Raw genomic sequence first — 19068 nt, 5'->3', positions numbered from 1 at the left:
GGTGTACCTACTATCCACCTTACATTGACCTTTTTGTCAACCCAGAATTACTCCCGAAGCAATGAAATGGATGTTTTTTGTTTTAGCTTAATCCTTAGTGCCTGTCTACTGGGTATTTCCAGTCCTTGTCGAGGCACATACGGGAAAGTCTGGTAATAATAGGTATCTTTCTCTTATGTTCTGAGGCGATGACCCTGCGATATATGTCATTTATTGCTTCTTCGGGAATGTTCAAGATTTTGCTGGTTTCCCTAACGGAGAGCTCGAGCTCTACAAGACAATAAAGGACTCTGTCGATTTCGTAGTAAGTATGGCCCAATTCTTCTTCGTCTGTCTGACCAACCCAGAGACCTGCGGATGGCTTTTTCCTCACTATCTCTGTTGGTATCCCTACGAAGTCTGCCAGTTGCCAAACTTGGGTTTTGTAAAGGTCACCGATGGGATAGAAATCTACCGCGATGTCACCGTATTTAGTCCCATAACCCAGGAGTAATTCCGTCTTATTGGATGTACCTATTACTATACCGTTTAATGCATTGGCATAAAGGTAGTTTAAAATCATCCTTACTCTTGGTTTTACATTGGCAACGGCCAGTTTCTCGTTTTTGTTTTCCAAATCAATTTCTTCGAACCGCTTTTTAAACCAGTCTACGGCACCGTTGATGTCGATAATTCTGTAGTTGATATTGAACTTTTTAACAAGTTCTAAAGCGTGCTCAATGTCCTCCTTTGGGGAGACATTTTCTTCGGGCATTATAAGACACAGTAGTTTATCACCGAGGGCTTCTTTACTCAACGCTGCTACGAGAGAGGAGTCAACGCCGCCTGAAAGGGCAACTATACCAATGGATGCTTTCAAACTTTCAAATCTGGCCCTTATGGAATTTACAATAATATCCTTGAAGAGTTTGAGTTCCTCTTCTTTTAGGTAAATCTCAATGTTTATATCCATTTAGACATCTCCTCGTAAGCTCTCAAGATCTCCTCAAGGATTTCTCTCCTTACCTCCCTAACTCTTATATCTCTTCTTCGAAGCCTCTTGGGCTCTTCCAGATCAACAGGTATTACCTCGAAATCATCAACAAGGAGCTTAAGCCTTTTTATGAGCTTTCCAGAAGCAGAGTAGTAAGCACTACCTCCCCAGTAGGTTACGCCATCTTGAATGCCACTCATGTTTACGAAGACTAAGGGGATGATATTATCCAAGGCCCTAACTTTTAGAAAGTCATCCCATATTTCAATTTTGCCTCTGTCAAAGGGGGATGCAGAAAGGACAAAAATTACTTCTGCGCCTCTAAAAGTCAAAGCCCTTGAAGCCTCGGGGAACCAAACGTCTTCACATATAAGAATTCCTATTTTCCCAAAGGGAGTCGGAAATACGGGAAGGGTGGAACCAGGTTTAAAATAACGTTTTTCATCAAAGAGTCTGTAGTTTGTAAGCTGAGTTTTTGCAAATTTACCCTTTATTTCTCCTGCTCCTATGAGAGCCGCGGTATTATAAAAGAATCCTCTTTCATCTTTATCTACATATCCTACGATTGCCCATATATTTAGCTTTTTTGTTTCCTCGATGATTTCTTTAAGGGCCTCCAGGTTTTCTTCCACCTTGTCAAGGTAAATATCACCGGAGCCAAAGCCTATTAAAGAAAGTTCGGGAAAGACAACGATATCGGCTTTCTTCTCTTTTCCGAGGTGTAAACCTTTGATAACTTGCCTTTTGTTAAACTCTATGTCCCCAAGCCTTGAAGATATTTGCGCGACGCCAGCTTTAAGTATTTTATCCATGTTTAGAAGGCCAAGTTAAATCCTTTGTCAATGCGCCCTGTGAAATACCATCTACCCTTCGAAGTTTTGATATCAGGAACCTCATAGGTAATTTCGAAAGCGCCAGAGGCATTTTTAGTGTCAAAAAGGGTAACGCCGGCTTTTAACCTTCCCCCTAAGGTTTGGCTCCTTTGATCCGAGTAATTTAAGAAATGATATGAAGCTCCAATACCGGCGTAAGGTCTGAAGTACCTTGAAGGGTAAGCAAAGTTAATGGTAAGAGGGAGAGATAGTTCTTGTGCATCTTGCTTTATGATGTATTCACCAGAGCCTTCGATGAAGAAAAAAGGAACGGGATAAAAACCTGCAGTTATGCCGATTACGGGGTATGCGTTACCGTTTTCTATGATCATAGAAGAATTCGCACCGAGCTTGAATACAGAACCGCTCCGTGCGTAAAGGCTTGAAACTAAAAGGAGCAATATTATCGTTATTTTTTTCATGCTAAAATTATAAACCAATCCCTGATGATTAAAAAATTTTTGTGGCCTTTGTTGGAATTAGAGCATATGGTAGCCCTCTTCACAGGTTGCCCGATTTTTGAATTTTTAGTGGGAGCTTTTATAATTTAAAAGGGAATTGGAATATGAGAGTTTTTAAAAAAATTGCTTTTTTAATTTTGATGGTTGCTTACACCCTGGCTGCTGAAGGCACCATACCCTGGACAGCAGATGGATCAATTAAAGATGGGGAATACACTAACACGCTAAATCTTGTAAAAGAAAGGTTGGTTCTCCACTACAAGATCGATTCCACCTATATCTACCTTGGGATTGAGGCGAGGAATTCCGGCTGGTCTGCCATAGGCCTTGATCCTGAGAAGGGCATGAAGAATGCAGATATTTTCTTGATTTTCATCGAAAATGGATCTCTTAAAGTTTTGGATTCATATTCCACCGGGATTTATGGACCTCATAAAAGTGACTCGAAACTCGGTGGCGAAGACAATATTCTCGATGTTAAAGGTAGGATTAATTCTACGGGGTATGTGGTTGAGTTCAAGAGGTTATTAGATACTAAGGACAGATTTGATAGGCCTGTGGTGAGGGGAAAAGAAATGACATTGATTTATGCCATGGCGAAATCCCATAATATAAAAAAGAAACACGATTTAATAAGGGGTACGATTAAACTAAAGTTTGAGGATTAAATATGGGACTTCTTCACGGTTTGTTGAATCTTACAGGATTTCTATTTATGGTGGGTGCCATCTTTTTTGCAAGGAAGCACAAAAGGAAGTTGCACCATCTCTTCCTGCTTATAAGTTTTATTTTGCTTTCTTCCGCATTGATCTTAATGTTGATATATGCAGGGGGTATTTTGGACCTCCATTGCATTACAGGAGTTGTTGTTTTTGTACTTTTGCTTTTTGTTATCCTGTCTGGATTTTTGTTTAGTTCCAAGAAATTAAAGAGACGAACCCACAAAGTTTTTGGTATTATAGGGGGATTATTACTTTTATTTCAGATTCTTTACGGATTTTTAAAGAGTCTTTTGCTATGAGGCTTTTAATTGTTGATGGCGCTTCCCTTGCCTATAGGGCATATTATGCTTTCAGGGACAGGCCTTTGATTAATAGCAAAGGTATTGTGACAAGCGGGCCTTATGCCTTTACTAATTCTTTAATGAAAATGCTTAGGGAGCTTAAGCCCACCCACGTTGCTGTTGTATTTGATGCGAAGGGTAAGACCTTTAGGCACGAGATTTTTGTTGAATACAAGGCTCAAAGGCCTAAGGCACCACCTGATTTTGCCCTGCAACTTTCCTACATAAAAGAGATACTGGATGGAATGAACTTGAAGAGATATGAAATTCCTGGCGTTGAAGCCGATGATGTAATTGCGACATTAAGCAAGATTGCGGAGAGTGAAGGTTTTGAAGTGTTTGTAGCTACCCTTGACAAAGATTTATACCAGATTGTTTCTGAGAGAGTCTACATAATAGACACTCGAGAAGGCGGTATTAAAATAATTACGGAAAAAGACATTCTTGATAAGTTTGGTGTTAAACCTTTTCAAATTCCTGATTTCTTAGTTCTCGTTGGAGATAAAATCGATAACATTCCAGGGGTTCCGGGTATCGGAGAAAAGACTGCGGCGGAAGTCCTCAACAAATATGGATCTTTGGAGAAAATTTTGAGTTTAGAGGATGGTAGCGATGAAGTAATTCGAAAGATCAAGGCTCATAGAGATTTTATTATGGAATCTCTCCAATTAAATAAGTTGAGAACTAATGTATTGGATAGTGTTAATTTTGAAGAGATGGAATTGCGTCCGTGGAATAAGGAGAAACTTCTTCAGGTTTTCCGCGAACTTGAGTTCTACTCTTTGATGAGGGAAATTGCTGAGGAAATTACCCCGGAGATTGTAATGGCGTCGCATATTCCTATGAACCTTTTGAGCGCAGAATATATTTCGATAGGTATACTCGGAGATTATCTGCTGCTTTCCGGTGGTGAAAATGTGGTTTATAAGGTCCCCATGGAGAAAGGCATTTCATTTTTAGAAAACTTTCAAGGCAAATTGGTGACTTTTGAGAGTAAGAAAATTTACAAAGAAATTGAAAACATGAAACGTACTTTGGATTTTGATATTCTTATGGCGTCTTTTCTTCTGGATAGTGATAAGCCAAAGTTTGAGCCCGATGTGATCTTTCTTGAATGGCCTGGGATAAAACTCTCGGAAAGAAAAGAATTGAGGGAAGCTCAGATATGTGATTGTTCTGCAAGAGCTTATAAATTTTTGAAAAGTCAGATAGAAAAACTTGAGCTAAGGGAGGTTTTCGAGAGAATTGAACTTCCGCTTCAAAGAGTTTTGGCAGAAATGGAGAAAGTTGGGATAAAAATTGACCGACAGAAGCTGGAAAAATTAAGCTTACAAATGGAGCAAAGGATCAAGGAGTTGGAAAGCAAGGTTTATGAATTAGCAGGTGTGCGGTTTAACGTGAATTCTCCCAAACAGTTAGCCGAGGTTCTATTTGTAAAACACAAATTGAAGCCCATTAAAAAGACAAAGACGGGTTATTCTACCGATGAAGAGACTCTTAGAAAGCTGGCCGAAGTTCATCCACTTCCTTCTGCAATACTTGAGTATCGGGAAGTCTTCAAGCTGAAAAGTACCTATGTGGATGTTTTTAGAGAATTAATGGATGAGAAGACTGATAGAATATATCCCAGTTATAACCAGGTGGGTGCAGCGACCGGTAGAATTTCTTGCTATAATCCCAATTTCCAAACTATACCCATAAAATCTCCCCTTGGAAAAAATATCAGGGATATGATAATTGCTGAGCCCGGTTATAAGATCCTTACTGCCGATTATTCCCAGGTAGAATTGAGGATACTCGCACACTTTTCGGGTGATGAGAGATTGATAGATATTTTTGAGAAAGATTTGGATGTTCATACTATTACCGCTTCTTACATTTTTGGAAAAAGGCCAGATGAAATAACAGAAGCTGAGAGGAGAAAGGCTAAAACAGTGAATTTTGGCATCATCTACGGAATGTCTCCTTATGGACTTTCAAAGGAGTTGAATATTTCTGTTGAAGAAGCAAATTCTTTCATAAGTAATTTTTTTGCCACCTATCCTGGCGTGATGAGGTGGATCAAAGAGAATCTTGAATTCGCTCTGAAAAATGGATACGTAAAAACGCTATACGGAAGAATCAGGAAGGTGCCTCAAATTTTCTCTGGAAATTCGAATATTGTTGAGCAGGGCAAAAGAATTGCCATAAACACTCCCATTCAGGGAACTGCCGCTGATATCATCAAGCTTAGCATGGTGGAGATATACAACGAATTAAAGAGGAACGGGTTTAAATCGAAAATAATTTTGCAAATCCACGATGAGTTGCTTCTGGAAGTCAAGGAAGAAGAAATTAATGCCGTAACCCAAATAGTTAAAGAAAAGATGGAAGGCGTTTGCAAGTTAAGAGTCCCTCTTAAGGTTGAAATAGGTGTTGGTGAAAGCTGGCTTTTGGCTTCAAGTAAATGAAAACAACACTGTAACTTGACTTTTGATTTGAGTTGCTTTATTAATATAATGTTGCAAAAGGAGGATTAGAAAATTTTCCTGAATGATGATTGGTGGAAAAAGATGCAAAGAGAACCAACTGCCCCGAGAATTGGGGTAGGTAAAGGGGCTGAAGAGGAAGTTCAGCGTGGTCCTATTTTGGTTTCGGGAATGACTACGGGTTTCTCGCAGGATCCTTCTCCATGGAAGGCGGGGGTTCAGGCCGGCAGGGCTGCCTTTGAAAAACTCTCCAAAACCAAGCCAGATTTTGCATTCATTTTTGCAACTTCGAACTATGACTTGGACCCTGTTGTAAAGGGTGTTTTGCAATCTATTGGTAAGGATGTCCCCTATGTCGCTTTAAAAACGCTCGGCATCGTATTTACAGAAAATACTGTTTTGAACTCAGGTGTGATTGTTGCGATAGTTAAGAGCGATTCTTATAAGTTCACCTATTCGGTTGGTACAAATATCCATCAAGGGCTCCATTCCGCACTGGAAAAAGCATGCTTACCGGTTCTCGATCAGATCAAGGCGAGAAAGGTAGAAGGGTTTGAACACCTAAACATGTTTCTTGTATTGGACTCCTATGTAAATGGAGATATCCTCGTGACGGAACTTTCCAGGATAGTGGATAGGTATGATCCGAATATTACCTTCTACGGTGGGATCCTTGATTACGCGAAGCTCTCTAAGGATTGCCAACTTCATTTGGCAAATCAGCTTATAAATGGAGGTGTTGCCTGTATAGGTATTTACTCAAAAACGCCGCCCGCTATATCCCACGGACATGGTTTGCATCCTTTAGTACCTAAGAGGGCTACTAAGGTTGGTGGTAATGTGATATACCACTTCGATGAACGCCCAGCCTTTGAGGTTTGGAAGGAATTCTTAGTGAAGAAGGGGATACCAGAAGCTGAAATCAACAAAGATCCCACAAAATTCTTAGGTAAGTATCAATTTGGTGTGCCTGACCCGGCTTATCCTAAATATCCTAAAGTAAGGATTGCTGTTGGAATTACAAGTGAAGGTGGGATAAGGCTTGCAGGTGATATTCCTGAAAATTCCACTGTTTGGTTTATGGAAGCGAGGAAGGATAGAATGGAAGAAGCGGTAACACAGAGTATTGATCAGGCGTTTGTTGCTATAGATCAGCGTAAGCCCATTGGAAGTCTTGTGATTGAAAGTATCCATAGGTACTTTTCCCTTGGAAATGACTTTTTCGAGGAAGTAAATCTCTTCCAGAGGAAGCTTGCGATGCCTTTAGTAGGCTTTACAACCTTTGGTGAATTTCTTAGACCCAGTCCGGAATTTAAGTGGTTCCATAATTCCTCTTTCGCCTTGCAGATTCTTTCGGAGTAGCGAGAAAAGATGAAGTTAGTGAATACTGCAGATATTGAGAAGCTGCTTTCTTTAAGTCCAGAAATTTTTCTCATTTTGGACGGTAAAAAAAATGTCATCTATGCGAGTGACAGCGTTAAGAGTCTCGGATTTTCTGAGGAAGAAATTATAGGGACAAATTTCTTGCATCTTGTAGCTGGCCATATAAGACCAATTTTAGAGAAAAAGTTTTCGGAGGTTACAAATAAGACAGTTTTTGGTCAGAGGCTCATCATAAAAAGTAAAGAGAACGTCTATCTGCCCTTTTACGCCAACTTTTATGTTGCGCAAGACAGGATCTTTCTTTATCTCAAAAATGAGGAACAGGTTCTTCCAGAAAAGTTAATCCTTGATTATCTCGATTTTGGCATTGTGGTCGTCGATTCGGAATTTCGCGTCATATATCATAATAGTTTTGTTTCTACGTATTTCCAGAGGCACCTTTTTACCCATTTAGATCAGCTCCCTTACGGGATAGGAGCAAAGATAATAGAGAGGGTTAAAATTGGACAAAAAAATATGGAGATTGAGTATGCCTCGGGTAGCATTTTGGGTATAAGTGTTTATCCTCTGAATTTGCCCGATCTAAAAGGCTTTTTGTTGAAAATAAAAGATATTACCGCTGAGAAAAATTTTGAGAGAACAGCCAGTGGGTCAGGTAGTTACTTTTCTTATGTGGACCTCGTTTCGATTTACACCCATCACATTAAAAATCTTCTTACCCCCTTAAAATTTACTGCCTTGAGTCTGAGGAGGGAACTCACTGATCCTAAACTCCTCGAGAAAATTGATAGAATGGTTACACACATAGAAAAGATAAATCAGCACGTCAGAGCCTTCTACAGTAGGGTTAAAACAAAGCCCATAGAATTTAAAAAAGTCAATGTAAAGAAAGTTGTGGAGCGCGTCAAATCTTTACTTAACAATGAGCTTATAAACAATGGAATTATATTCGAATTTAACCAAAACGGTAATGAACTTGTCTATGCAGATGAAATTCACCTCCAGCAAATCTTGTCTGATTTAATTCAAAATGCCATAGATGCTTTGAAAAACCAGAAGGGGATAAGGAAAATAGCCGTTAATGTCAAACGGAGTGAAAATCGCTGCCCATACTGTGGTTCTAATTTCGTTCAAATTGAAGTTTCAGATACAGGACCTGGAATAAAAAAGGAAGACCTTGATCGAATTTTTAATCTCGGCTTTTCTACCAAGGCCGAGGGTTGGGGCCTTGGCCTTTACGTGGTGGATAAAATGGTTAAAGAAAACAGAGGAATTATAAGGGTTTATTCAGAGGTTGGAAAAGGCACAACTTTTGTGCTATACTTTCATCCTGCCACACCCGAGGCTATTGGGTGTGTGGAGCAAAAAGTTAAGGAGGTGTGATTATGCCTATCAAAGTTCTGCTGGTGGATGACGAGGAAGACATTCTTTGGGGGCTTTCTGAAGAGTTAACAAGACATAAAATCGAGGTGGAGACTGCTTCCAATGGTTTGGAGGCTTTAGAGAAAATAAAGAAAAAGTCCTTTGATTTTCTTGTTACTGACATTCGCATGCCAGGTCTTAGTGGTGTAGAACTTCTCATGGAGACCAGAAAGATTCAGCCCGATATAAAGGTAATTGTAATGACTGCATACGGCTCTGATGAAATAAGGCAAGATGTGATGACAAAAGGTGCCATTAGTTACCTGGAGAAACCCTTTGATTTTGACCAGATTCTCAATGTTATACTGGAGAAGGAGAAGGGTGGGGAAGAGGAAACTTTAAAAAATCTTACCCTCCAGCAGTTCCTGCAACTCGTTGCTATGGAAGGTAAGTCCTGCGAGGTGATCGTCAACACTTCCGAGGGTGAAGGCAAGATTTTCTTCGAGGATGGAGAGGTAATTAACGCTTCCTTGGGAAATTTGAGAGGCGAAGAAGCCTTTACGAGAATAATGAAGGAGCCCGAAAGTTCCTTTAAAGTTAAATGGGGAAGCCCTAAAGTAAAGAGAGAAATAGAAAAACCATTCCACGCACTTCTCCTTTCTGCAGCGGTTCAGAAAGACGAAGAGGTTGTAGCACGCGAGGAGATCTCAGGACTCGATCTCCAGGCATTATCGGAGTTGTTTAAGGATGAAGGTGTTTCGGAAGGGGAACCCGTTGAGAAAGAAGAAATTCCTGAAGTAGAGGAGAGTTTTGAAGTTAAATTGGAAGAAATCCCTGAAGAGATTGAGAAAAAGGTAACTGAAGAAGCACAAGTTGAGGAGAAGGAAGAAGGCACTGTAACTCTCGAGGAAGTAGAGAGCATACTCGAAGGTTTAAGTGCAGAAGAGGCTCCCAAGAAGGAAGAGGCAAGAGAAGAAGAAGCTGTAGAAATTCCAATCGTTGAAGAAAAAGTTGTAGAGAAGAAGGTTGAGACTCCAGCACCAACTCCAGAGGTGAGTGCGGTTTCGTCAAAGTTAAGTCAGGAGCTCAAAGATAAATTTTCCAGTGTGGTTAAGGAAATTTCGGATATCCTTGCTCTTGTTGCGGTTGATGGTGAAGGTAATATTCTTAATATATCAGAAAGGGTGACTACAGGAGTCTCTCAAGTATTAAAGACCTGGGCGCCTGCATTCAGAAACATAATTCAGATAGCTTCGAAAACTCCAGTTGGTGCAATAAGGGATATTACACTTTCGTCAGACAAATATCACCTCTTAATTACCGAGGCAAAGAATGGGAATCTGATTGTGATCGCCGTGATTCCAGTAAAAAGTATGAAGATCGCCCTCGTGAAGATTAAGGTTAAAGAGCTTATAGCAGAGATAGCAAAGGCAATATAAAAACGCTTAATTAGCCTTATAATAAAGCCGGGAGACAGCGGTGTTAATAGATTTCAAGAAGCATGAGATAAAGTTTAAAATTGTCTATTACGGCCCTGGTTTAAGTGGAAAGACCACAAATATTAAGAAAATTTACGAAAGATTTATGGGTAAAAAAGGTCAACTCTTGTCTGTCGATACTAAAGGTGAAAGAACCCTGTTCTTCGATCTACTTCCCCTTGAACTTCCTATATTGAAAGGATATAAAACCATATTCAGTCTTTACACTGTCCCTGGTCAGGTGTTCTATAAACAGGCGAGGAAGCTGGTTTTAAAGGGTGCAGACGGTGTTATTTTCGTTGCTGATTCAGATAAAGAGAGGCTTGAAGAAAATATTGCTATATACAAGGAAATGCATGATACCCTTCAAGAATATGGGATGTGGAGCGCAACCAGAAGAGTTCCCATTATTGTCCAATACAATAAGCGGGATCACCCCGATGCATTGCCTGTGTCGGTGCTTGAAGAGAAGGTTAACATTTACAAATATCCTTATGTTTTAGCAATAGCAACAGAAGGCAAGGGTGTTTTTCAAACCTTACAAATGATGATTAATGAAGTAGTGAAGAACTCATTGCGTCAACAACAACTAAGTTTTTTACTTCAACAAAAGAAATAGCTAATCAGCATCTAAAAGTTTTTTGAAATTACAATTGATTCTTTTATTTTAAGTTTATTATTAAAACCATGCCTGCTTGGGAATTTTGAAACACTTTACGGTAAAGCCTCTCTGAACTTAGGTGCAAATTTCCCCATTAGAATTTTGGTGACTCCCCAATTCCCTTTTCTTGTCAGAACGACAATATGTACGTAGTTGGAATTTGGTATGATTCTTACAATAATGAAATAGTCGCTTGTGGTGAGAAGCACGTCTTCACAGGCGCCCAGACCTGCGTTTTCAGTTGCGGACATTGCCTTTCTTGCTACTTCTGTAAGAAAAGCAAGAGGAACAGTGACATCAATTGATTCGTCCGTTGTGTGCCCCGTGATAGGAATCGCATCGTCCAGATTTACTATCATCGACATGAGCACTTCGTCTACATTGTTGAGAAATTCTTGCATTACATCATCAATCTTGGCCATTTCTTAAATTCCTCCTTTTTCTTGAACTTTTCTCAAAGCCATTCTTTCAAAGATTTCCCAATTTCTTCCACCCTCACCGCCCGAGGCAATACCCTTCATTCTTAACTCAAGTATTTCTCTCTTTGTTGCGTATGCCAGGGCGGTTTCTTCTGAAATATAACCCAATTTGTACCAGTAATATAAAGATTGGTCAAAGGTTTGCATTCCATAAGGTATATAACCGTCAGCAATAGCATCAAAAATCTCGTGGGTTCTCTTAGGATCAAGGATCATTTCTCGAATACGCGCTGTGTTCACCATAACTTCGCAGGCGGGGATTCTTCCAGGCATATCATCCCTTGGTATGAGCCTTTGGGAGACAATTGCCTTTAGTACGGAGGCAAGTTGGTGTCTTATCTGCTCTTGCTGATGTGCAGGGAAAATACTTACAATTCTATTTATTGTTTCTCTGGCATCGAGAGTGTGTAAGGTTGACAAAACTAAGTGTCCTGTTTCAGCTGCAAGCAAAGCAATGGAAGCGGTTTCTTCATCCCTAATTTCTCCAACCATTATTACATTGGGGTCCTGTCTAAGAGCTTCCCTGAGTCCATCTGCAAAGCTGAGCACGTCAAGTCCGACCTCTCTCTGGCTTATAATGCTCTTGATATCTCTTAAAAGGTATTCAATAGGGTCCTCAATTGTTATAATGTGCACTGCTTTGTTTACATTGATATGGTTTAAAATAGCTGCGAGGGTTGTAGATTTTCCAGAGCCTGCAACACCTGTTACAAGAATCAGTCCCCTATCCTCCATGGCTATCTTTTCCAGGACGGGAGGTAGGTTTAAATCTTTGATGGTTTTAATAAGAGGTGGTATTGCTCTTATGGCAAAGGACCATGTGCCTCTCTGGCTGAATATGTTAACCCTGAATCTACCGATATTTGGAAAGCTAAAGGCGACGTCAACGCTGTACCTTTCCCTCAGCTCCTTTTGCTTGGCAGGAGTTAGGTAATTTCTTATAAGTTCTTCAGTATCTTCTCTCGTAACAACAGGGTAATTATCTCTGAAGTATAGCTTTCCGTAAATTCTGAAAATTGGCGGATGTCCCACTTTTATGTGGACATCCGACGCTTCTTTGTCTTTTGCATCTAATAAAAGTTTCTCTAAATCAATTCCCATAGTTTTAAAATTTTAATTTTTTTCTCGTTTAGAGTCAATTGAATGCCGCTTTCTATTGTAAAATTGGTCTTAATGTACATAGTGCCTAACCAATTTTAACTGTTTTGCTTTGGAAAATCGTTTTCTAAAATCAAGGGTGTGCCGTAGAATCCGAAGGTTTCTCGAAGCTTATTTTCAATGTATTTCAACTCGTTGTTTTTAAGCTTTGTATCGGTTAATATCTTAAATTTCGGAGGTCTTACGTCTTCCTGAGTGAATTTGATTATGGTTTTTGAAAAGGGAAAGTTCTTTGAGAGGGAATATTGAAATTGCTGAACCTCTCTTTTACTCAATTTCCTTTCCCATGACTTTTTAGCTTGCTTTATAACCTCCTTAAGCAAACTTATTCCTTCACCTGTTAAAGCAGAGGTGAAGAGCATCGGGGCGAAGTTTATAAAATCTAATTCTTTCTTAAAGTAGTCGAGCACTGCGGATCTTTTTTCTCTCGGAATAAGGTCGCACTTGTTTAACGCCACGACTATCCCTTTTTTCTCTTCAATGATGAGGTTTGCGATTTTTTTGTCGATGGCCGTGATTTCTGCCGAGGCATCAATAACGAGTATCGCAACTTCTGCGTATCTGAGTGACCTTTCACTTCTAACAGCCCCGAAAAGTTCTATAGGATCTTTGTATTTTCTCCTGATTCCAGCTGTGTCTATAATAATAAATTCTTCGGTTTCTATATCCACTGCATCCCTTGTAGTACCAGGAATTTCAGAAACTATGTTTATTTCGTCACCGCAAAGGGCATTGAAGAGAGAAGATTTTCCTACGTTAGGTTTACCAAGAATTGCTATTCTGGTTTTTTCTGGTTTTTCTTCTTCTACTTCTTCAAGAAATCCTTTTTCTTTTAGTTTCGCCTCGATTATTTCAATTAGTTCTTGCAGTCCGGTTCCGTGGGCAGCGGATATGCCAACGGGCTCTCCAAATCCAAGACTAAAGAAGGAATAAAGGTCTTTTTTCTTTATGTCAATTTTGTTAGCTACAAGAATTACATCTTTATCCTTTTTTCTCAACCATTCTGCTATTTCTACATCGTGGGGTAAAAGTCCGGTAGAAGCATCAACTACAAAAAGTATGAGGTCAGATTCATCCACTGTTTTTTCTATCTTTTCTTTAACTTTTTCCCAGATTAGATCCTCTTCCGGTGGGTAAAGTCCACCGGTGTCAGTTAAATAGAAAGGAATTTCTGTATAAGAAACTAATTTTTTTATCCTGTCTCTTGTTAATCCAGGTTTTGAGTCTGTAATTGCAAGAGGTTTTTTTATAATGCGGTTAAAAAGTGTTGATTTTCCAGTATTTACTCTACCTACAATGGAAACTTGTGCATATTTTTTCATATTTCACCCTTGGTCAAATAGGGCTGCTTCAAGTTCCCTGACGTTGTTGAAAATCTTAACACCTTCAAATTTTGCCAATTTTTTCAAGTTTTCCTTGTCTATTTCTCTCATAAAAAGTAGGTGTTTTTTTCCACTTATTGTTGAAAATTCAATAAATTCCTGATTGTCGCTTGGTAAAACATAGATGGGAATCCTTAATTTTCCACCCTGACTGAAGATGTTTGTCACCAGTGTGTCACTAATTCCATGAACCATTTTTGCAATTGTATTTGTGGAGCATGGGGCGATTACGATTTTATCGAATCTGCCCGAGAAGAGTTTTGTAATTACAAAAATTGAGGTATTTCCTTCATCATTTATCTTATAACCTTCGAGTTTTTCAAGAATTTTATAACGTGCTAAAATTTCCATTGCTGACTTTGAAAGGAAAATTTCTACCTTTTCTTTATCGATTTTGCGAATCAACTCTATGACCTCATTTAAAAACATCTCTGCTCCTGTTATACACCAGGCTATTTTCATGGCACTACCTTAATAGGTACTGGAACGAAGCACAAGATGAATATTAAAAATGATGCTATTGCGAGGTATTTTGCGGATAAGGGAAGTTTTTCTTCCCAATAAAGGGGGGCCGGATGTCTTGACCCGAGGATAAGTAGTAAAATAGCCCATGTCCACCAGCCATTCCATAAAAAACCAAGGGGCAGAAGGATGAGTATAAGTATTCGAGAGATTAAGTAGTGGGCCTTTTTACCGAATATTCCAAATAGGATGTGCCCCCCATCCAATTGACCCACGGGAATTAGATTCAATGCGGTTACAAAAAACCCGAGCCACCCAGCAAAGGCAACAGGATGCAAAAGAACCATAGAATCCTTTGGCACATTCCCGAGGGTTAATTTTGAAAGAATCTGAAAGATGATTGGAGTTCCTAAGGATATACTCCCTTCGCGTAGCTCTACGATTTTACTATTCATGAGTCCGTATATTGAAAAAGGAATTGCGATTAGAAAGCTCGCTATTGGACCCGAGGCCCCCATTTCAATAAGAGCTTTTCTGTCAGTGATCGGTGACTTAACCCTTATAAAAGCCCCCATTGTGCCGATGAGGGGGTTTGGGAATGGTATAAAGTACGGGAAGGTTGTTTTAACCCCATTTTTTTTGGCGGCTATAAAATGGGATAGTTCATGACCCCCAAGAATCAAGATGACAGCAAAGGAAAAGGGGGCACCTTTCCAGAGGTAAGACCAATTTTGCCATGGCACATAGCCTTGCTGTAGAGCCCCAGCAATTAGGGTCGTGAAGATTGTTAAAATTAAGAGTACAATTGGAATGAAAATATTGTTTTTCTCGTCACCGGTTTCTGCAAAGGTGAGTACAAAATAATCGTTTTCTTTAGTTACTTTAAAAATGATTCCACGGGGGGAGAGTTTTTGTCTCAATTCTTGTATGGCCTTGTCTGGGTTTTCATAAAAAATTACTCTGATTTTATTCTCGAAAACTTCTACTATACTTCCGAATTTTTCTACTTCTCTGATTACCTCATCCACAGCAAAGGATCTCTCCATTTATTATCGTTGCTTTAACTTCTTCTAAATTGGGATCAACAACAGTAAAATCAGCAGCAGCACCTGCTTTAATTTCTCCGAATAACCCCGCTTCTTGGGTCAAAAGGGCACCCTTTTTTGTATAGTAAATTAAAGCATCCTCCTTACTAAGACGTTCTTCCTCTTTAGGATGGAGAGTTGCACCTTTAATGCCTATGATTGGCGATGGAGGCATTGCATCGGAACCAAAGGCAAATTCAAGACCGGTTTGGATAAGCTTTCGGAAGGGATTGTTTTTTAGATAGAATGGGCCAAGTTTCGATTCGTACATTCCCTTTTCTTGCCCCCAGTTATAGACAAAATTGGGTTGAATAGAGATCTTTATCCTTAGATTCGTTGCCCTTTCAATGTCCTCATCGTCAGGGAATTCAAAATGTTCTATCCTGAAGTTTTCACCGCTTCCCACTTCTTTGATGATATCCAGGACTCTTTTTATTGCTAAATTACCTATGGCATGGATTGCAACCTGCAGCCCTAACTCCATTGCCTTACGAAATTCTTCTTCTACGCCTTCTCTAAGGAGCCAGATTCCTTGAGAGTTCTTTCTGCCGTAGGGGAACGTAAACAAAGCTGACTCACCACCCACTGATCCATCGGCAAAGTATTTAAGGCCCTGAAACTTGATGAATGGATCACCAAATCCCCTTTCTATTCCGGTGAATTCAAAGTTATAGGGAGAGGAGTCGGATATGTAGAATCTAACTCTTATTTTCAACTTATTTTCCCTGTGCAGTTTCTGTAGCAACCGGAGTTCTCTATAGGAGCCTATTTCATGGATCATGGTAATTCCATTTTTTATGAAAATATCCTGTGCCTTAAGCAACGCTTTCTCCTGAAAATCCTCGCTGTATTGGAAAAGTGAGTGAATTTTTAAGGGGACCTCTTCCAGGAAAATCCCTGTTTCGGGGTCGTATTGAGTTTGTTTTAAGTCGATTCTCTGGCTTAGAAGTTTTATAAAGGGGGTGTTAGCAACGCCCATATGTCCACAGATTCTCCGCAAGAATATGGGCTTTTCAGATATTTTGTCGAGTTCAGCCTTTGTAGGAGGGGTGGCAACTTTCCACTTCGATTCATCAAAGTCGGTAAAAATATAAAAAGGAAGGTCATTTTGCGAAACAAATTTTTCAATAAATTCCAGCGTCTCTTCGAGAGTCTCAAATTTTTCTAAGCTGGTTTCTTGGTTTATTCCGTAGTTTAACATATGGGTATGGGTGTCAATAAAGCCTGGGATAATTATAACTTCTCCGAAATCAGTTATTTCTGCAATCTTAGTTACGAATGGTTCTTCATCTTTAGAGACCAAAGACTCGACAACTCCGTTGTTTATTAGAATAGAATACCCTTCCACAAATTTTTCTCCATCAAATATTTGTGATGATTTTAGTAGTTTCATGGCCTTAATATAAGTAGTTTTCTGGGTTCATGTTAATTCCAAGATATTTAATCTCATAGTGTAAATGGGGTCCACTGCTTATTCCGCTATTTCCAGTTAAAGCTACAACATCGCCCTTCTTAACTATTTGTCCCTTTTTAACCAGTATCTCCTTTAAGTGGCCGTATAGGGTTTCATATTTTGAACCGTGGCTCAGAACAAGGACAAGCCCTAAGTATCTGTCTTCATAAATGTCCTTTACTAAACCGTCAGCCGGGGATTTTACAGGTGTACCTATAGGGGTAGCAAAATCTATTCCTTGGTGATTGGAACTAAATTTCTGTGTAATAAATCCATCTGTGGGGGCGCCCCGTGGAATGAATCTTTCCTCATCGTATAAAATCTTTGCGTATCCTTGGAATTCCTGAGAGATTGCAGTTAGTTCATTAGCTTTGTTTTCTTTTGGAGTAGTATCCTTAATGGTTGCTTCTTTTGGTGAAGAATTTACACTGTAGAGGCTCTCCATAGTTGGACTTTTGTCAACACCAAGCATTTTGTAAATTTTAACCCTCAGTTCCTCGAGGGCGTAAAGTTGTTTTTCCAGCTCTTTTACTTTCTGATTCTCCTCGCGTAGTTTCTGGTTTTCCACTTCGAGGGCTCTTGCCTTGAGCGCGAGCATGTAAAGCCTTCCATAAAAGATTGCAGAAAAGAGGATAAGGGTTGCGAATAATATGAGCAAAAACCTGATTACTTTCCACCTTCTATGAGTTATAGAAAAGGATTTGTAAAAATCCCCGGTGTTCGAAGTTATAATTACATTGTAAATCCTCTTCATCTCTTTATTTTAATTCAGAATGTTCGGCTATTCAAAGATAACTAAGGCAAAAGCTCTTTTAAATCGATATATTGGTGCCAAAGGAACTTTTCATTACAGTGAAAAAGTGCATGTTTGATATTGTTTTTTACTATCGGATCCTTTGCATATAGTTCGTGAAGAAATTCTCTTACAAAACTTCTTTTTGATGACCTATCGTAAGGGCATTCCCCTTCAAGTTTTTGATCAATGCCAAGGAGAGTGGCGTATTTTTTCACCAGAGACTTTTCTACAAATATGAAAGGTCTTACTATAAAAAACTTACCCTGGAATAAGGGCTGAACAGGCATTATAGTGCTAATTCCTCTGGAATAAAGAATATTCAAGAATAAAGTCTCAATGGCGTCATCTAAGGTATGGGCAAGGAGTACTTTGTTTGATTTTAATGTATAGGCGAATTCAAGCAATTTCTTTTTTCTTTCTCTACTGCAAATAAAACAGGGGTTGAAAGGTTTGAGGTTGAATTTAATGTTTTTTTCTGTTTCAGCATCTTCGAGAATGGTTAGTTCGAGCCCTCTTTCTTGGAGGAGTTTTCTAAGTTTATCCTCATTTAGTAGAGGTTTGAAATGATTGTTAACAAATACGGGGTATATCTTCAGACTCAACCTTCTTTGGGTGTTGTATTGTGTAATGATATCCGTTAGCGTGATACTGTCATATCCTCCTGAAATTCCAAGTACTATAACATCGTGTTGCTGAAAAAGCTTTAAATTTTCATCCAGGACTCTGATGTATTTTAAAAGTTTGCCCCGAAGGCTGTGAAGTTCTGATTTCATGTTTATTATTATGTGCCAGAAGAAGGGTACATGTGTAAACAGTTATGGAAGTTGTAATTTTCTGTACTGATGTTTTATGTTTTTCGTTTTTTGCATTGTCCTATCTTTCGATAAGTAAAAATGGCACTCTTAAATGTTTTATAATTGTTTCGCATTATTCTATTGGGTATTTGCTACCCTTTAGCACAGGGTGTTTCTGTGAAGTTTGATTTGAGAGGTAAATTTAGTATCTCATCCGTACTTTCTGGGCGGCAAAGAGAGAGGACCTATTCAAAATGGATTGCTGTTAAAGATACAGATTACGCAATTCACGATGCCATCGGTGATTTTTATTGGGCAAAGAGGGAGTTGAGGCTCGAGTATGAACTTGGATATAAAAGGGGGATAAAGCCTTATCTTGCTCTTGGGGTTGGTGGCAATGCCGAGAAGTTATGGGTCTTTGATGATAGTTCTCACTTGGGGAAATCTTATAGCTATTCTGCTCTGGGAGGAATCGGTGCAATTGGCCTTGATATTTATCCTTTCACTTTGTTGAAAAGTCTTTTTGAAGAGGCGAGGGTAAAAGAAGAGATGGGGAAAATCGAAAAAGACTTTTCTTTAAGGCTCAAATTGATCAATACTTACTATAGAAAAATTCGAGGAGAAAGGTCAAAAATCGGTGAACATTTTTAAGAGTATCACAATGCCTATATATCGATGGGTATAGGTTTTTTCTTCCATTTTTGAATTTTTTGACTATACAGGGGTCTTATAGTAAAA

At 39.2% G+C, this 19068-nt stretch carries 19 protein-coding genes; 8 read left to right on the top strand and 11 right to left on the bottom strand.

Going from position 1 to position 19068, the window contains the following annotated elements; translation table 11 throughout:
- Nucleotides 1-94 precede the first annotated feature (94 nt).
- Genes ABIM45_05225 through ABIM45_05215 form a run of 3 tightly spaced genes read right to left on the bottom strand, consistent with a single transcriptional unit; the run spans nucleotide 95 to nucleotide 2267 of the window.
- Nucleotides 95-952, bottom strand: coding sequence for an NAD+ synthase (locus ABIM45_05225; protein MEO0239306.1), 858 nt, complete (start codon nucleotides 950-952; stop codon nucleotides 95-97).
- The gene (locus tag ABIM45_05220; GenBank protein MEO0239305.1) at nucleotides 943-1785 is read right to left on the bottom strand and encodes a nitrilase-related carbon-nitrogen hydrolase; all 843 of its coding nucleotides are present in this window, start codon (nucleotides 1783-1785) and stop codon (nucleotides 943-945) included. The genes ABIM45_05225 and ABIM45_05220 overlap by 10 nt, the downstream gene beginning before the upstream one ends.
- Nucleotides 1786-1787: 2 nt before the next feature.
- The gene (locus ABIM45_05215) at nucleotides 1788-2267 is read right to left on the bottom strand and encodes a hypothetical protein (protein MEO0239304.1); all 480 of its coding nucleotides are present in this window, start codon (nucleotides 2265-2267) and stop codon (nucleotides 1788-1790) included.
- A 143-nt stretch (nucleotides 2268-2410) separates the two neighbouring features.
- On the opposite strand from ABIM45_05215, the gene ABIM45_05210 reads away from it, so the two are divergent.
- From ABIM45_05210 to ABIM45_05180, 7 genes are all read left to right on the top strand, one after another.
- Nucleotides 2411-2974 carry a DOMON domain-containing protein gene (locus ABIM45_05210; GenBank protein MEO0239303.1) on the top strand — a complete coding sequence of 188 codons (564 nt, stop codon included), beginning with the start codon at nucleotides 2411-2413 and terminating at the stop codon, nucleotides 2972-2974.
- 2 nt (nucleotides 2975-2976) lie between these two features.
- Nucleotides 2977-3327 (top strand): hypothetical protein, encoded by a 351-nt coding sequence (locus ABIM45_05205; protein MEO0239302.1) that lies wholly within the window; start codon nucleotides 2977-2979, stop codon nucleotides 3325-3327.
- A complete protein-coding gene (locus ABIM45_05200; GenBank protein MEO0239301.1) occupies nucleotides 3324-5819 on the top strand; it encodes a DNA polymerase I in 2496 nt (831 codons plus the stop codon). Before ABIM45_05205 ends, ABIM45_05200 begins: the two co-directional genes overlap by 4 nt.
- 102 nt (nucleotides 5820-5921) lie before the next feature.
- Nucleotides 5922-7199 carry an FIST C-terminal domain-containing protein gene (locus tag ABIM45_05195; GenBank protein MEO0239300.1) on the top strand — a complete coding sequence of 426 codons (1278 nt, stop codon included), beginning with the start codon at nucleotides 5922-5924 and terminating at the stop codon, nucleotides 7197-7199.
- Nucleotides 7200-7208: 9 nt separating this feature from the next.
- On the top strand, nucleotides 7209-8603 hold the full coding sequence (locus tag ABIM45_05190; GenBank protein MEO0239299.1) for a PAS domain-containing sensor histidine kinase: 1395 nt from the start codon (nucleotides 7209-7211) through the stop codon (nucleotides 8601-8603).
- A 2-nt stretch (nucleotides 8604-8605) separates the two neighbouring features.
- The gene (locus ABIM45_05185) at nucleotides 8606-10021 is read left to right on the top strand and encodes a response regulator (GenBank protein MEO0239298.1); all 1416 of its coding nucleotides are present in this window, start codon (nucleotides 8606-8608) and stop codon (nucleotides 10019-10021) included.
- A gap of 40 nt (nucleotides 10022-10061) precedes the next feature.
- On the top strand, nucleotides 10062-10679 hold the full coding sequence (locus ABIM45_05180) for a GTPase domain-containing protein (protein ID MEO0239297.1): 618 nt from the start codon (nucleotides 10062-10064) through the stop codon (nucleotides 10677-10679).
- Between the two features lie 95 nt (nucleotides 10680-10774).
- Here the strand turns inward: ABIM45_05180 and ABIM45_05175 are convergent, their stop codons facing one another.
- The 8 genes from ABIM45_05175 to ABIM45_05140 all read right to left on the bottom strand — a co-directional run bounded on the left by ABIM45_05175 (nucleotide 10775) and on the right by ABIM45_05140 (nucleotide 18309).
- Nucleotides 10775-11143, bottom strand: a complete 369-nt coding sequence (locus ABIM45_05175) for a hypothetical protein (GenBank protein ID MEO0239296.1) — start codon at nucleotides 11141-11143, stop codon at nucleotides 10775-10777.
- A gap of 3 nt (nucleotides 11144-11146) precedes the next feature.
- The gene (locus ABIM45_05170) at nucleotides 11147-12301 is read right to left on the bottom strand and encodes a type IV pilus twitching motility protein PilT (protein ID MEO0239295.1); all 1155 of its coding nucleotides are present in this window, start codon (nucleotides 12299-12301) and stop codon (nucleotides 11147-11149) included.
- Between the two features lie 95 nt (nucleotides 12302-12396).
- A complete protein-coding gene (der, locus tag ABIM45_05165) occupies nucleotides 12397-13680 on the bottom strand; it encodes a ribosome biogenesis GTPase Der (protein MEO0239294.1) in 1284 nt (427 codons plus the stop codon).
- A gap of 3 nt (nucleotides 13681-13683) precedes the next feature.
- Nucleotides 13684-14202, bottom strand: coding sequence for a flavoprotein (locus tag ABIM45_05160; GenBank protein MEO0239293.1), 519 nt, complete (start codon nucleotides 14200-14202; stop codon nucleotides 13684-13686).
- On the bottom strand, nucleotides 14199-15230 hold the full coding sequence (locus ABIM45_05155) for a site-2 protease family protein (GenBank protein MEO0239292.1): 1032 nt from the start codon (nucleotides 15228-15230) through the stop codon (nucleotides 14199-14201). The genes ABIM45_05160 and ABIM45_05155 overlap by 4 nt, the downstream gene beginning before the upstream one ends.
- On the bottom strand, nucleotides 15223-16680 hold the full coding sequence (locus ABIM45_05150) for an amidohydrolase family protein (protein ID MEO0239291.1): 1458 nt from the start codon (nucleotides 16678-16680) through the stop codon (nucleotides 15223-15225). The genes ABIM45_05155 and ABIM45_05150 overlap by 8 nt, the downstream gene beginning before the upstream one ends.
- Before the next feature lie 4 nt (nucleotides 16681-16684).
- Complete coding sequence (locus ABIM45_05145) at nucleotides 16685-17494, bottom strand: peptidoglycan DD-metalloendopeptidase family protein (protein MEO0239290.1); 810 nt, start codon at nucleotides 17492-17494, stop codon at nucleotides 16685-16687.
- Between the two features lie 41 nt (nucleotides 17495-17535).
- On the bottom strand, nucleotides 17536-18309 hold the full coding sequence (locus tag ABIM45_05140) for an ATP-binding protein (GenBank protein MEO0239289.1): 774 nt from the start codon (nucleotides 18307-18309) through the stop codon (nucleotides 17536-17538).
- A 198-nt stretch (nucleotides 18310-18507) separates the two neighbouring features.
- Between ABIM45_05140 and ABIM45_05135 the strand changes: the two genes are divergently transcribed.
- Nucleotides 18508-18981 (top strand): hypothetical protein, encoded by a 474-nt coding sequence (locus ABIM45_05135; GenBank protein ID MEO0239288.1) that lies wholly within the window; start codon nucleotides 18508-18510, stop codon nucleotides 18979-18981.
- Nucleotides 18982-19068 lie beyond the last annotated feature (87 nt).

This window comes from candidate division WOR-3 bacterium (assembly GCA_039803545.1).
Taxonomy (GTDB): Bacteria; Hydrothermota; Hydrothermia; order UBA1063; family UBA1063; genus UBA1063.
The sequence above is the reverse complement of the archived record's forward strand: the minus strand, read 5'-3'. Positions and strand labels throughout refer to the sequence as shown.

What these genes read in the sequence shown, in the direction of transcription:
- ABIM45_05225 (MEO0239306.1), bottom strand. Translation starts at nt 952, where the DNA reads ATGGATATAAACATTGAGATTTACCTAAAAGAAGAGGAACTCAAACTC.
- ABIM45_05220 (MEO0239305.1), bottom strand. Translation starts at nt 1,785, where the DNA reads ATGGATAAAATACTTAAAGCTGGCGTCGCGCAAATATCTTCAAGGCTT.
- ABIM45_05215 (MEO0239304.1), bottom strand. Translation starts at nt 2,267, where the DNA reads ATGAAAAAAATAACGATAATATTGCTCCTTTTAGTTTCAAGCCTTTAC.
- ABIM45_05210 (MEO0239303.1), top strand. Translation starts at nt 2,411, where the DNA reads ATGAGAGTTTTTAAAAAAATTGCTTTTTTAATTTTGATGGTTGCTTAC.
- ABIM45_05205 (MEO0239302.1), top strand. Translation starts at nt 2,977, where the DNA reads ATGGGACTTCTTCACGGTTTGTTGAATCTTACAGGATTTCTATTTATG.
- ABIM45_05200 (MEO0239301.1), top strand. Translation starts at nt 3,324, where the DNA reads ATGAGGCTTTTAATTGTTGATGGCGCTTCCCTTGCCTATAGGGCATAT.
- ABIM45_05195 (MEO0239300.1), top strand. Translation starts at nt 5,922, where the DNA reads ATGCAAAGAGAACCAACTGCCCCGAGAATTGGGGTAGGTAAAGGGGCT.
- ABIM45_05190 (MEO0239299.1), top strand. Translation starts at nt 7,209, where the DNA reads ATGAAGTTAGTGAATACTGCAGATATTGAGAAGCTGCTTTCTTTAAGT.
- ABIM45_05185 (MEO0239298.1), top strand. Translation starts at nt 8,606, where the DNA reads ATGCCTATCAAAGTTCTGCTGGTGGATGACGAGGAAGACATTCTTTGG.
- ABIM45_05175 (MEO0239296.1), bottom strand. Translation starts at nt 11,143, where the DNA reads ATGGCCAAGATTGATGATGTAATGCAAGAATTTCTCAACAATGTAGAC.
- ABIM45_05170 (MEO0239295.1), bottom strand. Translation starts at nt 12,301, where the DNA reads ATGGGAATTGATTTAGAGAAACTTTTATTAGATGCAAAAGACAAAGAA.
- der (MEO0239294.1), bottom strand. Translation starts at nt 13,680, where the DNA reads ATGAAAAAATATGCACAAGTTTCCATTGTAGGTAGAGTAAATACTGGA.
- ABIM45_05160 (MEO0239293.1), bottom strand. Translation starts at nt 14,202, where the DNA reads ATGAAAATAGCCTGGTGTATAACAGGAGCAGAGATGTTTTTAAATGAG.
- ABIM45_05150 (MEO0239291.1), bottom strand. Translation starts at nt 16,680, where the DNA reads ATGAAACTACTAAAATCATCACAAATATTTGATGGAGAAAAATTTGTG.
- ABIM45_05145 (MEO0239290.1), bottom strand. Translation starts at nt 17,494, where the DNA reads ATGAAGAGGATTTACAATGTAATTATAACTTCGAACACCGGGGATTTT.
- ABIM45_05140 (MEO0239289.1), bottom strand. Translation starts at nt 18,309, where the DNA reads ATGAAATCAGAACTTCACAGCCTTCGGGGCAAACTTTTAAAATACATC.